Raw genomic sequence first — 15,888 nt, 5'->3', positions numbered from 1 at the left:
GCCGATCAGCCACTCCGCGCAAGTGGGCCGCCCAGGTTCCGGCCATGGTTGCCGCGACGAATCCGTCCACGAGGCATGTGTGCGATGAAAAGCCCGTTCTATACCGCCGAGCACGACGCGTTTCGCGACGTGATGCGCCGCTTCGTTGAGAAGGAGATCGTCCCGTTCGCCCATGAGTGGGACGAAGCCGGCGAATTCCCGCGCGAGCTCTATCGCAAGGCGGCCGAGATCGGGCTGTTGGGTCTCGGATTCCCCGAGGAATATGGCGGGGTCGCCGCCGACCAGTTCATGAAGATCGTCGCAAGCCAGGAGCTGGCGCAGGCGGGAGCGGGCGGCATCAGCGCCAGCCTGATGAGCCACACCATCGGCTCGCCGCCGATCGCGCGCGCGGCGCGTCCCGAGGTGAAGGCGCGCGTGCTGCCGCAGGTGTTGGCCGGCGAGAAGATCTCCGCGCTCGCCATCACCGAGCCGGGCGGCGGCTCCGACGTTGCGAACCTCCGCACGAGGGCGCCGCGCGACGGCGATCACTACGTCGTGAGTGGCGAGAAGACCTTCATCACCTCAGGGATGCGCGCCGACTATCTGACTGTCGCCGTGCGTACGGGCGGCGAGGGCGCCGGCGGCGTCAGCCTGCTGCTGATCGAGGGCGACACGCCCGGCCTGTCGCGCACCAAGCTGAAGAAGATGGGCTGGTGGGCCTCCGACACCGCGACGCTGCATTTCGACCAATGCCGCGTGCCGGCCGGAAACCTGATCGGCGAGGAGGGCCAAGGCTTCAAGATCATCATGCAGAACTTCAACAGCGAGCGCATGGGCATGGCGGCAGGCTGCACCGCCTTCGCCCGGGTCTGCCTCGATGAGGCGATCGCCTACGCCAGGGAGCGCAAGACCTTCGGCAAGCCGCTCGCGCAGCACCAGGTCATCCGTCACAAGATCGTCGACATGGCCCAGAAGGTCGCAGCCAGCCAGGCGATGCTGGAAATGCTGGCCTGGCGGCTCGGGCAGGGCGAGAGCCCGGTCGCCGACATCTGCATGATGAAGAACCAGGCGACGCAGACCATGGCGTTCTGTGCCTCGGAAGCCGTGCAGATCTTCGGCGGCGCTGGCTTCATGCGCGGCATCAAGGCCGAGCGCATCTACCGCGAGGTCAAGGTCAACGCCATCGGCGGCGGCACCGAGGAGATCATGAAGGATCTGGCCAGCCGGCAGATGGGATTGTGATGACCGTCGTCCCGGGGCGCGCGTAGCGCGAACCCGGGACCCAGAGATGAGTCCTAACATATCGAGATTCCGGGTTCGCGCTTCGCGCGCCCCGGAATGACAAAGGGGAAATAATGCTATTCACCGCCGACCACGACGACATCCGCCGTTCCCTGCAAAAGTTCATTGCCAATGAGATCAATCCTCATGTCGATGAGTGGGAGAAGGCCGACATCTTCCCGGCGCACGCGCTGTTCAAGAAGATGGGCAGCCTCGGCTTTCTCGGCCTGAACAAGCCCGTTGAGTTCGGCGGCTCCGGCCTCGATTATTCCTACGCGTTGATGATGGCGGAGGAGTTGGGGGCCATCGCCTGCGGCGGCGTGCCGATGGCGATCGGGGTGCAGACCGACATGGCAACGCCGGCGCTGGCGCGGTTCGGCTCCGACGAGGTGCGGCGCGAATTCCTGGCGCCCTCGATCTCGGGCGATTTCGTCGCCTGCATCGGCGTCTCCGAGCCCGGCGCCGGCTCCGACGTCGCCTCGATCAAGACGCAGGCACGTTCCGACGGCGACGACTACGTCATCACGGGCGGCAAGATGTGGATCACCAACGGCACGCAAGCCGACTGGATCTGCCTGCTCGCCAACACCGGCGATGGTCCGGTTCACCGCAACAAATCGCTGATCTGCGTCCCCATGAAGAGCAAGGGCGTCACGGTCGCCCGCAAGCTCGACAAGATGGGCATGCGCTCGTCCGATACCGCGCAGATCTTCTTCGACAATGTCCGCGTGCCCAAGCGCAACCGGATCGGCGAGGAGGGAAAGGGCTTCACCTACCAGATGATCCAGTTCCAGGAGGAGCGGCTCTGGGGCGCGGCGGCCTGCTTGAAGGCGCATGAATACATCATCGACCAGACCATCGAATACACCCGCAACCGCAAGGCCTTCGGCCAGAGCATCCTCGACAACCAGATCGTGCACTTCAAGCTGGCGGAGATGCAGACCGAGGTCGAGCTCTTGCGCGCGCTGATCTATCGCGCCGGCGAGCAGCTGGTCGCCGGCGAGGACGTGACGCGGCTCGCGACCATGGCCAAGCTGAAGGCCGGCCGGCTCGGCCGCGAGCTCACCGACGCCTGCTTGCAATATTGGGGCGGGATGGGCTTTACCAACGAGACGCCGGTCAGCCGCGCCTACCGCGACAGCCGCCTGACCTCGATCGGCGGCGGCGCCGACGAGGTCATGCTGATGGTCCTGTGCAAGATGATGGGCACGCTGCCCGGCAGCAAAGGAAGCTCCTGATGATCACGCTCTATCACTGCGACGCCGCGCGCTCGTTTCGTCCGCTCTGGATGCTGGAGGAGATGGGGCTGCCCTACGAATTGAGGATGCTGCCGTTCCCGCCGCGGGTCTTCGCCAAGGAATATCTCGCGCTCAACCCGCTCGGCACGATTCCCTTCCTAGTCGATGGCGAGACGCGGATGACCGAATCCTCCGGCATCTGCCACTATCTCGGCATCAAATACGGCCCGACGCCGCTGATGGTCGGACCGGAGGATCCCGCTTATGGGGCCTTTCTGAACTGGATGTATTTCAGCGACGCCACGTTAACCTTCCCGCAGACGCTGGTGCTCCGCTACACCCAGCTCGAGCCGGAGGAACGCCGCAATCCACAGGTCGCTACCGACTATGCAAAGTGGTTCCTGGGCCGGCTGCGCGCCGTCGAGGCAGCCACCGCAAATGCCGAAACCTTGTGCGCCGGCCGCTTCACCGCCGCGGACATTGTCATCGGTTATGCGCTTCGGCTGGCCGACAATATCGGGCTCGCCAAGGATTTTGGGCCCAATGTCGCGGCCTATTGGGCACGCCTCCAGCAGCGCGACGGTTTCAAGCGTGCCGTTGCTGCGGAGCAGAAGGCCGGGAAAGAGCAGAATGTCGCGCCGAGGGTGAGGGCGTAAGGGACACTGTCATTCCGGGGCGCGCAATAGCGCGAACCCCGGAATCTCGCGCAGCAACCTCGCGGTTCCGGGTTCAGTCCTGCAGACTGCCCCGGAACGACGGCGCTCGTTTCGATGACAGCGCTATCCCGTCGTGACAGCGCCCAAATTTCCGCTAAGGTGACCCCCGTCCGCAGCGGCCAGAGAGCCGCGCGAGGAGGATCCCAATGGAAGATAAAGGTCGCGAATCCGACCATCTGATGCTGATCACGCCCGAGCGGGTATTCTATGCCGGCCTGCTCGGCCGCCCTCGCAAGCGCACCCCCGGCTGCTGCCATGTCTATGTCGCGGTGAAGGGCAGCCTGGATCTGACGATCGACGACGTCCACACCTCGGACGAGTTGGTCGTGACCCTGCCGAACCAGCGGCACACCATCGCCAGCGACTATCGCACCGTCATTAGCGTGACGCTGGAGCCCGAAAGCATGCCGGATGGCGTGATCGAGGCGTTGGCCGAGCGGCTGTGCGGTCCGGACAAGGCCGCCTATGCCCGCAAGATCCTTGCCGCCTACGCGCTGCTGCGCCAGCGTCGCTATGGCGACATCACCACGGCCGAGTTCGACGAGATGTGCTTCGGCGAAGCGCTACCGCGCCGCGTGCTCGACCCGCGCGTGACCCGCGCCGTCGCCCGCATCGAGCGATTCTCCGGCGAGCCGGTGACGGCCGACACCTGCGCGGCGGAAGCAGGCCTCTCCGCCTCGCGCTTCCTGCATCTCTTCAAGGAGGAGACCGGCATCTCCTTCCGCTCCTTCCGCGCCTGGAAGCGCGCGCGGCACTTGCTGCACTTCGCCAACCAGGACCTCAACCTCGCCCATCTCGCGCAGGACATCGGCTATCCCGACTCCACCCATTTCAGCCACTCGATTCGTCGCTTCTATGGATTGAAGCCGCGCGCGATCTTCGTCGGATCGCGGGACCTTGCCATTTATCGCAGCACCGAGACGGTAAGGCTCCCGGAGGCTTCGTAGCTTCATAGGGTGGGTTAGCCGAAGGCGTAACCCACCACTTATGCATCTGCGGCAAGAGACGTTGGTGGGTTACGCTGCGCTAACCCACCAAACGAAAGCTCGCCCCTTTTCCAGCTTCTCCGCGCAAGAAGCCGCATCTCGCGCATCACATGATCGCAAGCGTTGAATTCTCAACGTGCGAGATACTTTTGGCATGAGCGACAAGGCCGTCATCACCTGCGCGCTGAACGGCGTGCTCACCGATCCGAAGCAGCACAACGTGCCCGTGACGCCCGAGCAGATGGCGCGCGAGGCCAAGGCTGCGTTCGACGCCGGCGCGTCCATCATGCATATCCACCTGCGCCAGCAGGCGCCGGGCAAGGGGCATCTGCCGTCCTGGGAGGTCGCGGTCAGCAAGGAGATCCAGCAGGCGATCCGCGAAGCCTGTCCCGGCGTGATCATCAATCATACCTCGGGCGTGTCGGGGCCGAACTATTCCGGCGCGCTCGACTGCATCCGCGAGACCAGGCCGGAGATCGCCGCCTGCAACGCCGGCTCACTGAACTATCTGAAGGTGAAGGCCGACAACAGCTGGGCCTGGCCGCCAATGATGTTCGACAACGCGGTCGAGAAGGTGAAGGACTATCTCGACGTCATGAACGCGGTCGGCACCATCCCCGAGTTCGAATGTTTCGACGTCGGCATCGTGCGCTGCGTCGGCATGTACACCCAAGTCGGCATGTACAAGGGGCCGCTCGAATATAACTTCGTGATGGGCGTCGCCTCCGGCATGCCGGCTGATCCCGAGCTGCTGCCGATCCTGATCAAGCTCAAGCGTCCCGAAGCGCATTGGCAGGTCACCGCCATCGGCCGCGAGGAGATCTGGCCGCTGCACCAGCGCTGCGCCGAGCTCGGCGGCCACTTACGCACCGGTCTCGAGGACACCTTCTATCTCGCCGACGGCAAGAAGGTGACCTCGAACGGCCAGCTGATCGAGGCCGTCGCCGCCTGCGCAAGGCGAGCAGGCCGCGAGATCGCAAGCCCGGCTGAGGCGCGGACGATCTTTGGGACAAATCGCTGAGTATCCCCGTCGTTCCGGGGCGATGCGCAGCATCGAACCCGGAACCTCGAGATTCCGGGTTCACGCTTCGCGCGCCCCGGAATGACGATCAAGGTCTGTCATGTCCATTCTCGAAAACACCATTTCCCCCGGCAGCGCCGCCTTCCACGCCAATCGCGACGGCATGCTCGCACTGATCGACCGCATGCGCGCGCTGGAAGAGCGCACGCGCACGGCGTCGGCCGCGGCAAAGGACCGTTTCCACAAGCGCGGCCAATTGCTGCCGCGCGAGCGCGTCGCGCTGGTGCTCGATCCCGGCGCGCCCTTCATCGAGCTGTCGACGCTCGCCGGCTACATGTTCGACGTGCCGGATGCGAGCAAGAGCGTGCCGGGCGGCGGTGTCATCGCCGGCATCGGCTTCGTCTCGGGCATCCGCTGCATGGTCAGCGCGAGCGATTCCGGCATCGATGCCGGCGCGCTGCAACCTTACGGCCTCGACAAGACGCTGCGGGTGCAGGAGCTCGCGCTGGAGAACAAGCTGCCCTATGTCCAGCTGGTCGAAAGCGCCGGCGCCAATTTGCTGCGTTATCGCGTCGAGGATTTCGTCCGCGGCGGCAACATCTTTCGCAATCTGGCGCTGCTCTCCGCTGCGGGTCTCCCGGTCGTCACCGTGACACACGGCTCCTCCACCGCCGGCGGGGCCTATCAGACCGGCCTCTCCGACTACATCGTGATGGTCCGCGGCCGCACCCGCGCGTTCCTCGCGGGTCCCCCGCTGCTGAAGGCCGCGACCGGCGAGATCGCGACCGAGGAAGAGCTCGGCGGCGCCGAGATGCACACGCAGGTCTCCGGCCTCGGCGACTATCTCGCCGAAGACGATCGCGATGGCTTGCGCATCGCGCGCGAGATCATGGCGGCGCTGCAATGGGAGCGGCCGGCCAAAGCCTCAGTGCAATTCAAGCCGCCGCGCTACGACCAGGACGAGCTGCTCGGCATCATGCCGATGGACCACAAGCGCCCCGTGGACATGAAACAGGTGATCGCGCGCATCGTCGACGATTCCGATTTCACCGAGATGGCGCCGAATTACGGCCCGGCCACCGTCTGCGGCCATGCCCGCATCGAAGGCCAGGCCATCGGCATCATCACAAACAACGGCCCGCTCGATCCCGCCGGGGCCAACAAGGCGACGCATTTCATCCAGGCCTGTTGCCAGACCCGGACGCCGCTGCTCTACCTCAACAACACCACCGGCTACATGGTCGGCAAGGCCTATGAAGAGGCCGGCATGATCAAGCACGGCTCCAAGATGATCCAGGCGGTGACCTCGGCGACGGTGCCGCAGATCACTATCTATTGCGGCGCGTCGTTCGGCGCCGGCAATTACGGCATGTGCGGTCGCGGCTTCCATCCGCGCTTCTGCTTCTCCTGGCCCAATGCCAAGACGGCGGTGATGGGCGGCGAGCAGGCCGCCGAGACCATGGCAATCGTGACCGAGACCGCAGCGGCGCGCCGCGGCAAGCCCATCGAGAAGGACAAGCTCGACGCCATGAAGGCGCAGATCGTCGGCGTGTTCGACGGGCAGATGGATGTGTTCTCAACCAGCGCCCGCGTGCTCGACGATGGCGTGATCGATCCGCGCGACACCCGCGCGGTGCTGTCCGAGGTGCTCGCGATCTGCCGCGAGGGCGATGCGCGCACGCCCCAGCGCATGCAGTTTTCGGTAGCCCGCCCATGAGGAACGGATCAGTGCAGCATCGTCCGTTCTTCAGGGTTCTGGTCGCCAATCGCGGCGAGATCGCACTGCGCGTGATGCGCAGCGCACGGCAGCTCGGCCTTGGCGTCGTCGCGGTCTATTCGGATGCGGATCGCGATGCGCGCCATGTGCGGGAAGCCGACCAGGCCGTGCGCATCGGCGAAGCCTTGCCGGCGCAGTCCTATCTCAACATCCCCGCCATCATCGCGGCGGCCAAAGCCAGCGGTGCGGATGCCGTTCACCCCGGTTATGGCTTTCTCGCCGAGAACGAGGACTTTGCGCAAGCCTGCAAGGATGCCGGCCTCGTCTTCATCGGCCCGTCGCCGCAGGCGATCGAAGCGATGGGCAACAAGGCCGGCGCCAAGGAGATCATGAAGAAGGCCGGCGTGCCGGTCGTGCCCGGCTACCAGGGCGCCGATCAGGGCGACGAGGTCATGCTCGCGGAAGCCAGAAAGATCGGTTTTCCCGTGATGATCAAGGCGGTCGCCGGCGGCGGTGGCCGCGGCATGCGGCTGGTCACGGATGCTGCGTCCTTTGGTGATGCGCTGCGCAGCGCGCGGTCGGAGGCGAAGGCGGCGTTCGGCGATCCCACCGTTATCCTCGAGCGCGCGATCCAGAATCCGCGGCACATCGAGATCCAGGTGTTCGGCGACAGCCACGGCAACGCCATTCATCTCGGCGAGCGCGATTGCTCGGTGCAACGGCGGCACCAAAAGTTGATCGAGGAGGCGCCGTCGCCGGCGGTCACGCCGGAGCTGCGCGCCCGAATGGGCGAGGTGGCGGTCGCCGCGGTCAAGGCGCTGCGCTATGAAGGCGCCGGTACGCTGGAATTCCTGCTCGATCAAGGCGGCGCGTTCTACTTCATGGAGATGAACACGCGCCTGCAGGTCGAGCATCCCGTCACCGAGGCGATCACCGGGCTCGATCTCGTCGAGCTGCAGTTGCGCGTCGCGCGTGGCGAACCCTTGCCGGTAAAGCAGCAGGACATCAGATTCTCCGGCCACGCCATCGAGGTGCGGCTCTGCTCGGAAGATGCGGGGCACGATTTCATGCCGCAATCGGGCCGCATGACGCGCTGGCAGGTGCCGGAAAGCATCCGCGTCGAGCACGCGTTGCAATCGGGCTCGGAGATCCCGCCGTTCTACGATTCCATGATTGCCAAGGTGATCAGCCACGGCGCGACGCGCGAGGAGGCGAGGGGCCGGCTGATCGTCGGACTCGAGCAGCTCACGGCGTTCGGCGTGACGACCAATCAGGCGTTTCTGTTGTCGTGCCTGCGCCATCCCGGCTTTGCCAGGGGCGAAGCGACGACGGCCTTCATCGGCGCGCACCGCGACGAATTGCTGGCGCCGCAGGCAGACGCGGCATTCGATATGGCGCTGGCGGGCCTGCTGCTCTACGTCACAAGCCCGCGTGCGCCGTCCTGGCAGGGCGGCCGGAGTCTATCGGCAACGTTCCCGCTTCCGGCGAAGATCGAGATCGCCGGCCAGACGCTGGAGCTCGAAGTCACGCGCGAACGCGACGGCAGCTACACCGTTGCCACTGATGGCCGGCAAGACCGTTTCGAGATTGAGCAGCTCGATGCTGCCGCCGTCCGCTTTCGCCACAATGCGGTGATGGACAGCGCCAAATTCCTGCGCGACGGCGATCGGCTCTATCTCCAGCACCGCGGCATTCCGCTCGCGGTCACCGATCTCCCCCTCGCCGCGCCAAAAGCAGCCGCGAGCAACGGCGGCGACGGCAAGGTCCGCGCCGCCATGAACGGCCGCGTCGTCGCCGTGCTGGTCAAGCCCGGCGACCGCGTCGCCGCCGGCCAGCCGGTCATGACGCTGGAAGCGATGAAGATGGAGCACGTCCACAAGGCCGGCATCGACGGCGTGGTCGGCACGATCGATGTTGCCGAGGGCGATCAGGTGACCACGGGCAGGATCGTCGCGGAGATCGGGGCCGGTTAGCTCGCCGCAAACGCGGTCTCGTAGGGTGGCCAAAGGTGCGAAGCGCCGTGCCCACGAATGCCCGACGATTACGCGGGATGGTGGGCACGCTTCCGCCTTCGCTCTTCGAGCCACGGCGGACAAGTCGCTTTGGTGGAGAAGCAGCAATCTTTCGATGTCACTGAAGGGCCGGAAGCGATCATTCGATCACCTCGTCGGTGCGGGCGAGCAGAGTCGGCGGAATAGTGAGGCCAAGGGCTTTGGCGGTCCTGAGATTGATCACCAGTTCGAACCTGGTGGGCTGCACGACGGGCAGATCAGCGGGCTTCGCACCTTTGAGAATTCTGTCGACGTATCCTACCGCGCCGCGCAGAACCTCCATACTGTCGGCTGCGTAAGTTACCAGCCCTCCTGTGGTCGCGACCTGCCGGTTGCTCGAAAACGACGGCAAGCGATGTTTGATCGCCAAATCAAATAGCTCCTTGCGCTGGAGGCTCCCTTGAACGACGAGAGCATCGGCGCGCCTGTCACTGATGCCAGCGAACACCGCGTCCAGCCGCGTCTCAGGCCGCACCATTGTCGTATCGATTTGAAGCCCAATTATACGAGCACCCCGGTTAATCTGTTCAAGGAACGGCTTCGCGAGCGGATCGGCCTCATTCGCGAGGACCGCTATCCGGCGAGCGGACGGTATGACTTCTCGGACGAGCTCGAGACTCTTGCCTGCCAATTCCGCAGTCGCCGCTGATACGCCAGTCACATTGCCTCCCGGTCGCGCCAGACTTTCAACGAGTCCCGTGCCGACCGGTTCGCCCGCGGGCGCCATCACGATCGGAATATCGCTGGTTGCCTGTCTTGCGGCTTGAATGGCCGGCGTGAGGGACGCGACGATAATATCAACCTTCAGCTCGACTAATTCAGCCGCCCTTTCCGTGAGCAAACCGCTGTTTCCCCCAGCAGAGCGAACCTCCAATCGAATATTCAGGCGGTCAACGTAACCTGCTTCACGGAGGGCCTGGCCAAATCCGCCGAGGAAGATTGCTGGATCCGGATTGCCCGTCAGCAGGATACCGATCACCGGCATTCTGGCTGGCTGTTGCGCACGCGACCGGAAGGACCATGCGCTCGCCACTCCGACCATCGTCCAGAGAAGTTGCCGCCGTCTCATGTATGCCCCGGGGTTCGTGAGCATTTATCCTATCCGATCGCCCAGGGTCTTCGATGGAAAATCTGGACGCGGATGACGTCCGCATCGGGTCAAAAACAGCAGCGCTCTGCCCAGCAGAAGATTTCCGCTCTTCCCTCAGGAGCTGACATTGCTTTTATGAGGACACGGCCTACTGGCTTCGCCCCGTTCCGTCATTGAGCAGGCACGCGACCTGGTGTCCGCCACCGGCGTCCAGCAGCGTTGGCCGTTCCGTCTTGCACCGCGCCACCGCAAACCGGCAGCGGGTGTGAAATGCGCAGCCTGGCGGCGGATTGACCGGGCTCGGCACGTCGCCGTCGACCAGCGGCGCGAGCTTCTTCGCCAGCGGATTGGCGATCGGCACCGAGGCGAGCAGAGCCTGCGTGTAGGGGTGGCGCGGGTTGCGGAACAGCTCGTCCTTGTCGGCGATCTCCACGATGCGGCCGAGATACATCACGGCGACACGGTGGCTGATATGAGCGACCACGGCGAGGTCGTGCGCGATGAAGAGATAAGAGAAGCCGTGCTGCCGCTGCAGGTCGATCAGGAGATTGATCACCTGCGCCTGGATCGAGACGTCGAGCGCGGAGACCGGCTCGTCGCAAACGATCAGGCGCGGCCCCAGCGCCAGCGCGCGGGCGATGCAGATGCGCTGGCGCTGGCCGCCGGAGAATTGATGGGGGAAGTTGCGCATCTGGTCGGGCCGCAAGCCCACCTGCTCGAACAGCCTTGCGACCCGCGCTTCCAGCTCCTTGCCGGTCGCAAGCCCATGCACGGCGAGCGGCTCGCCGACGATGTCGCCGGCGGTCATGCGCGGATTGAGCGAGGCGAAAGGATCCTGGAACACGATCTGCATCGAGCGGCGATGCGGCCGCAGCGCTGTCTTGGAGAGGTGGGTGATATCCTCCCCGTCGAGCCGGATCTGGCCCGAGGTCGGCTCGACCAGGCGCAGCACGCTGCGCGCCACCGTCGACTTGCCGCAGCCGGATTCCCCGACCAGCCCGAGCGTCTCGCCGGCATTAAGCGAGAACGAGACGCCGTCGACCGAGTGCACGGTGCCGACCTGGCGTCGCAACACGCCGGCGCGCACCGGGTAATGTTTCTTGAGGTCGGTGACCTCGAGCAGCGCCTCGGTCATGCCACCTCCGCGACTTCTTCGGCGCGCCAGCAGGCGGCAAGATGGCCGCCGCCCCAATCCGCCAGCGGCGGATATTCGGCCTCGCAACGCTTGATGGCGAGCTTGCAGCGCGGCGCGAAGGCGCAACCCTTCGGCAGCCGTACCAGTGACGGCACCGTGCCCGGGATTTCGTTCAGCCGCGCCGGCGCGGCGACGCCGGATGCCGGGACCGCCGGGATCGAGGCCATCAGCCCGCGCGTATAGGGATGCTTGGGCGCGGCGAACAGCGCTTCGACGCTGGCCTCCTCGACCTTTCGCCCCGCATACATCACGATCACGCGCTGCGCGGTCTGCGCGACGACGCCGAGATCATGCGTGATCAGCACGAGGCCCGTGCCCAGCTCCTTCTGCAGGTCGAGGATCAACGCCAGGATCTGCGCCTGGATGGTGACGTCGAGCGCGGTGGTCGGCTCGTCCGCGATCAAGAGCGCCGGTCGGCAGGCCAGCGCCATGGCGATCATCGCGCGCTGGCGCATGCCGCCGGAGAGCTGGTGCGGATATTCGCGCGCCCGCCGCGCCGGCTCGGGGATGCGCACCAGCCGCAGCATCTCGACGGCGATGGTCTGCGCTTCCTTGGCCGGGATGTTCCGGTGCAGCCGCACGGCCTCGACGATCTGGTCGCCGATCCGCATCACCGGATTGAGCGAGGTCATCGGCTCCTGGAAGATCATGGAGATGCGATTGCCCCTGACGGCGCGCATCTGCGTCTCGTCCAGCGCGAGCAGATCGGTGCCTTCGAGCGAGACGGAGCCGCCCACGATGCGGCCGGGCGGGTCGGGCACGAGGCGCATCAGCGACAGCGCGGTGACGCTCTTGCCGCAGCCGGATTCGCCGACGATCGCCAGCGTCTCGCCGCGCTTGACGGTAAAGGAGACGTCGTCGACGGCCTTGAACAGGCCGGAATTGGTGAAGAACACCGTCTTCAGGTTCTTCACCTCGAGCACGAGATCGGATTTTTCCGCCATCAGCCGCGTTGCCTCGGATCGAGAATGTCGCGCAGGGCGTCACCGAACAGATTGGCGCCGAACACGGCGAGGCTGATGGCGATGCCCGGAAAGATCACGAGCCAGGGCGCCGTGCGGACATATTCGGCGGCGGATTCGGAGAGCATGCGGCCCCATGACGGATAAGGCTCGGGAATGCCGAGGCCGAGGAAGGAGAGCGAAGCCTCGGTCAGGATGGTGGAGCCGAGCTGGGCGGTGGCGAGCACGATCAAGGGCGCCAGCGTGTTCGGCAGCACATGACGGAGCGCGATGCGCACCTCGCTCATGCCGATCGACTTGGCGGCCTCGACAAAGGGTTGCTCGCGCAGCGCCAGCGTGTTGGCGCGGATGACGCGGGAGACGGTCGGAATCAGCGGAATGGCGATGGCAATGATGACGTTCGGCAAGGAGGGGCCGAGTGCCGCCGTCATGATCAGGGCGAGGACGAGCAGCGGCAGCGCCTGCAGCACGTCCGACACGCGCTGGAATACGAGATCGACCCAGCCGGACAGATAGCCTGACGTCAGACCGACGATGACGCCGATCGTGCCGCCGAGCGCGGTCGAGCCGATACCGACCGCGAGCGAGATCCGCGCGCCGTGGATGATCCGGCTGAATACGTCGCGGCCGAACGAGTCCGTCCCCATCCAGTGGGCCCAGCTCGGACGAGCGAGCGCGCGCGCAGAATCCACCGTGAGGGGATCATAGCGCGCGATGAAGTCGGCGAAGATCGCGGTGAGCACGAACACCGCCATGATGACGAGCCCGGCCGCGCCCAAGACGTGCCGCTGCGCCAGAAACAGCACGCGGCGCCACCCGCCGGTCGCATGCGCCCCGGCCCGTCGCAGTTCGAGATCGTAGTCGATTGCGGCCAAACAGCTCTCCTAATCCGTGTACCTGATCCGCGGGTCGAACACCGCGTAGAGCATGTCGACGGTGAAATTTGCGACCACCACGACCACCGCGATGAACATCACGAGGTTCTGCACGATCGGATAGTCGCGCCAGCGGATCGCCTCGACCAGGAAGCGGGCGACGCCGGGGATGTTGAACACCGTCTCGGTGACGATCAGCCCGCCGATCAGGAACGCCGCCTCGATGCCGATCACGGTGATCACGGGCAGGATCGCGTTCTTCAGCGCGTGACGATAGTTCACGGCGGCATCGGAGGCGCCCTTGGCGCGCGCGGTGCGGATGTAGTCCTGCCGCAGCACTTCCAGCATCGAGGATCGCGTGATGCGCATGGTCAGCGCGGCGCTGCGGAAGCCGACGGCGGCGGCCGGCACGGCATAGGTCGCGAACGCCTCGAGCCAGGTCTTGGGGTTCGGATTGAAGATCGGTATCTGGCCGAACATCGCGACCGCCGCGGTGAGGATGAGCAGGCCCAGCCAGAACGAGGGCAGCGACAAGCCGCTCAGGCTCACGACGCGCAGGGCGTAATCAAGCCGGGTGCCCTGCTTGACCGCGCTGATGACGCCTAAGGGAATGCCGATCGAGGCCGAGAACAATAGGGCGAGGCCCGCAAGCTTTGCCGTGATCGGAATCCGCGGCAGGATCTCCTGCAGCGCCGGCTTTTCTGAGACGTAGGAGTAGCCGAAGTCGCCGCGCACAAAACCGCTGATCCAGTGCCAATATTGCACGATCAGCGGCTGGTCGATGCCGAGCTCCTTTTCCAGATTGGCCTTGTCGGCGGGATCGACATAGCCGGCGGCCGCGAACAGGATGTCGACGATGTTGCCCGGCACGATGCGCAGCAGAACGAAGATGACGACCGAGATCCCGAGCAGGGTCACGAGCATCAGGAACAGGCGTCGCACCAGATAGGCAAACATCCTTCGCCCTCCGCGAGCCGCTAGTCTTCAGCCAGGCAGGTTACTTGTCGAGCCACACGTCCTCGTAGCGAAAGCCGTTGTAGGAGCTGTTCGACATGATCGTGACGCCCTTGACATAGGGCTGCCAGCACGTGCCGGCCCGTGCATGGAAGATGATGGGGCGGGCGACGTCCTCCTGCAGCTTCTTGTCGATGTCCCACACCAGCGGCTTGCGCTTGGCAATGTCCGTCTCCTGCGACTGCACGTCGAACAGCTTCTCGATCTCCTTGTTGCAGTAATTGGTGTAGTTCCGTTCCGAGCCGCAGGAATAGTTCTCGTAGAAGGACTGGTCGGGATCGTCGACGGAGTTGCCGGTCAGATTGAGGCCGAGCATGTAGTCCTTGCGCGCGACTTTCGGGAACCAGTTCGCGGTCTCCACGACGTCGAGCTCGCCATCGATATAGATGCTCTTGAGCTGGTCGATCAGGATCACGGCGGGGGCGCGATATTCCGCGATGTTGCGTGTCGAGACTTTCACGGCGAGATGCTTGTCGGGGCCGTAGCCCGCCTTCTGCATCAGCTTCTTTGCCTCCTCGCGGTTCGCATTCACGTTCGGACCGTAGCCCGGGATGGTCTCCAGCTTGTCCTTGGGCATGCCCCAGATGCCCTGAGGCGGTGGCAGCATGGTGCCGCCGATATCGGCTTTGCCTTCGAACAGGATGTCGACGAAGGCTTTGCGGTCGAGTGCGAGCGACATGGCCCGGCGGATATCGATGTTGTCGAACGGCGCGGAGGTCGAATTGACGATGATGTTGGTCGAAACGTTGGTCGGCTCGACGACGCAGGTCGCGTTCGGCGCCTGCGACTTGATGTCCTTCAGCAGCGGGATCGTGATGTGCGTCGGGAAGGTCATGTCGAACTTGCCGGCGACGAAGGCGAGAATCGCGGTCGAGCGGTTCGTGATGATGGTGTATTCGATGCCGTCGAGATAAGGCAGCCCCTTCTTCCAGTAGTCCGGATTTCGCGTCAGCTTGATCGATTCGTTGGCCTTGAACTCGACGAACTTGAACGGTCCGGTCCCGATCGGATGGGTGCGCATGTCCGCCGGCGAGACGTGACAGGGATAGACCGGCGTATAGCCGGACGCGAGCATCGCCAGCAGCGAGGGCTGCGGCCGCTTCAGGTCGAAGGAAACCTCGAAATCGCCGTTCGTCGTGATCTCGTTGACTTCACTGTACCAGGCCTTGCGCGGATTCTGCCGCAGCTTCTGCTGCGATTTGCCCATCAGCAGATCGAAGGAGCACTTGACGTCGGCCGATGTGAACGGCTTGCCGTCGTGCCATTTGACACCCTGGCGCAGCTTGAACGTCAGCTTCTTGTTGTCGCCGCTCCAGGACCAGCTTTCGGCCAGCTCGGGCCTGAGGGTGTCAGGACTGTTCTGCGCGATGTGCTGGTCGTAGATGACGAGATTGTTGAAGACCCCCATGAACGGCACGTTGACCGAATAGGTCGCGCCTTCGAGGATCGAGGCGTTTGCCGGACTGTCGCGGTGATACATCCGCAAGGTTCCGCCCTGCTTGGGCTCGCCGGCGAGCGTGGTGGTTGAGGCCGTCAGCACAGATAGCGTCGCCATTGCGGCGAGCGCCCACACGCTCCGCATGCTCATCCTCCCTGGACATCGGCCTTTTGCGGCCTGTTTGCCGCAACGATAGCACGCAAGTTGAGGGAGGCAACCGGTAAGTCCGCACGCCACCTCGACAATTCGGATGACGGAAGGTCGCGGAGCGTTCATGTCTCACAATGAGAGAGTGCAGGTGCGAAGAAATGTTCCTCTGCTGGTT

At 64.8% G+C, this 15,888-nt stretch carries 13 protein-coding genes; 7 read left to right on the top strand and 6 right to left on the bottom strand.

The window, feature by feature from the left end:
* Positions 1 to 84 precede the first annotated feature (84 nt).
* From X268_RS31015 to X268_RS30985, 7 genes are all read left to right on the top strand, one after another.
* Positions 85 to 1,221, top strand: coding sequence for an acyl-CoA dehydrogenase family protein (locus tag X268_RS31015; RefSeq protein WP_128928463.1), 1,137 nt, complete (start codon positions 85 to 87; stop codon positions 1,219 to 1,221).
* 113 nt (positions 1,222 to 1,334) lie between these two features.
* Entirely contained in the window at positions 1,335 to 2,498 is a 1,164-nt protein-coding gene (locus tag X268_RS31010) for an acyl-CoA dehydrogenase family protein (RefSeq protein ID WP_128928462.1), read from the top strand.
* A complete protein-coding gene (locus X268_RS31005) occupies positions 2,498 to 3,154 on the top strand; it encodes a glutathione S-transferase family protein (protein ID WP_128928461.1) in 657 nt (218 codons plus the stop codon). Before X268_RS31010 ends, X268_RS31005 begins: the two co-directional genes overlap by 1 nt.
* A 206-nt stretch (positions 3,155 to 3,360) precedes the next feature.
* On the top strand, positions 3,361 to 4,161 hold the full coding sequence (locus X268_RS31000; protein WP_128928460.1) for a helix-turn-helix domain-containing protein: 801 nt from the start codon (positions 3,361 to 3,363) through the stop codon (positions 4,159 to 4,161).
* A gap of 193 nt (positions 4,162 to 4,354) precedes the next feature.
* Positions 4,355 to 5,221, top strand: a complete 867-nt coding sequence (locus X268_RS30995; protein WP_128928459.1) for a beta-keto acid cleavage family enzyme — start codon at positions 4,355 to 4,357, stop codon at positions 5,219 to 5,221.
* A gap of 100 nt (positions 5,222 to 5,321) precedes the next feature.
* Positions 5,322 to 6,938 carry an acyl-CoA carboxylase subunit beta gene (locus tag X268_RS30990; RefSeq protein ID WP_128928458.1) on the top strand — a complete coding sequence of 539 codons (1,617 nt, stop codon included), beginning with the start codon at positions 5,322 to 5,324 and terminating at the stop codon, positions 6,936 to 6,938.
* Positions 6,935 to 8,911, top strand: coding sequence for an acetyl/propionyl/methylcrotonyl-CoA carboxylase subunit alpha (locus tag X268_RS30985; protein ID WP_128928457.1), 1,977 nt, complete (start codon positions 6,935 to 6,937; stop codon positions 8,909 to 8,911). Before X268_RS30990 ends, X268_RS30985 begins: the two co-directional genes overlap by 4 nt.
* A 178-nt stretch (positions 8,912 to 9,089) precedes the next feature.
* Here X268_RS30985 and X268_RS30980 read toward each other — a convergent pair whose 3' ends face one another.
* The 6 genes from X268_RS30980 to X268_RS30955 form a co-directional block, all read right to left on the bottom strand.
* A complete protein-coding gene (locus tag X268_RS30980) occupies positions 9,090 to 9,974 on the bottom strand; it encodes an ABC transporter substrate-binding protein (protein ID WP_164938023.1) in 885 nt (294 codons plus the stop codon).
* A gap of 253 nt (positions 9,975 to 10,227) precedes the next feature.
* The gene (locus X268_RS30975; RefSeq protein WP_128928455.1) at positions 10,228 to 11,214 is read right to left on the bottom strand and encodes an ABC transporter ATP-binding protein; all 987 of its coding nucleotides are present in this window, start codon (positions 11,212 to 11,214) and stop codon (positions 10,228 to 10,230) included.
* The gene (locus X268_RS30970; RefSeq protein WP_128928454.1) at positions 11,211 to 12,218 is read right to left on the bottom strand and encodes an ABC transporter ATP-binding protein; all 1,008 of its coding nucleotides are present in this window, start codon (positions 12,216 to 12,218) and stop codon (positions 11,211 to 11,213) included. The genes X268_RS30975 and X268_RS30970 overlap by 4 nt, the downstream gene beginning before the upstream one ends.
* On the bottom strand, positions 12,218 to 13,111 hold the full coding sequence (locus tag X268_RS30965) for an ABC transporter permease (RefSeq protein WP_128928453.1): 894 nt from the start codon (positions 13,109 to 13,111) through the stop codon (positions 12,218 to 12,220). The genes X268_RS30970 and X268_RS30965 overlap by 1 nt, the downstream gene beginning before the upstream one ends.
* 9 nt (positions 13,112 to 13,120) lie before the next feature.
* Positions 13,121 to 14,068: an ABC transporter permease gene (locus X268_RS30960; RefSeq protein ID WP_128928452.1), complete on the bottom strand. Its 948-nt coding sequence runs from the start codon at positions 14,066 to 14,068 to the stop codon at positions 13,121 to 13,123.
* 40 nt (positions 14,069 to 14,108) lie between these two features.
* Positions 14,109 to 15,707 (bottom strand): ABC transporter substrate-binding protein, encoded by a 1,599-nt coding sequence (locus X268_RS30955; protein ID WP_128928451.1) that lies wholly within the window; start codon positions 15,705 to 15,707, stop codon positions 14,109 to 14,111.
* Positions 15,708 to 15,888: the final 181 nt, after the last annotated feature.

Origin of the sequence: Bradyrhizobium guangxiense (assembly GCF_004114915.1) — a bacterium.
In the GTDB taxonomy this organism is placed as follows: Bacteria; Pseudomonadota; Alphaproteobacteria; order Rhizobiales; family Xanthobacteraceae; genus Bradyrhizobium; species Bradyrhizobium guangxiense.
This window is presented reverse-complemented; position numbering and strand designations above follow the sequence as displayed.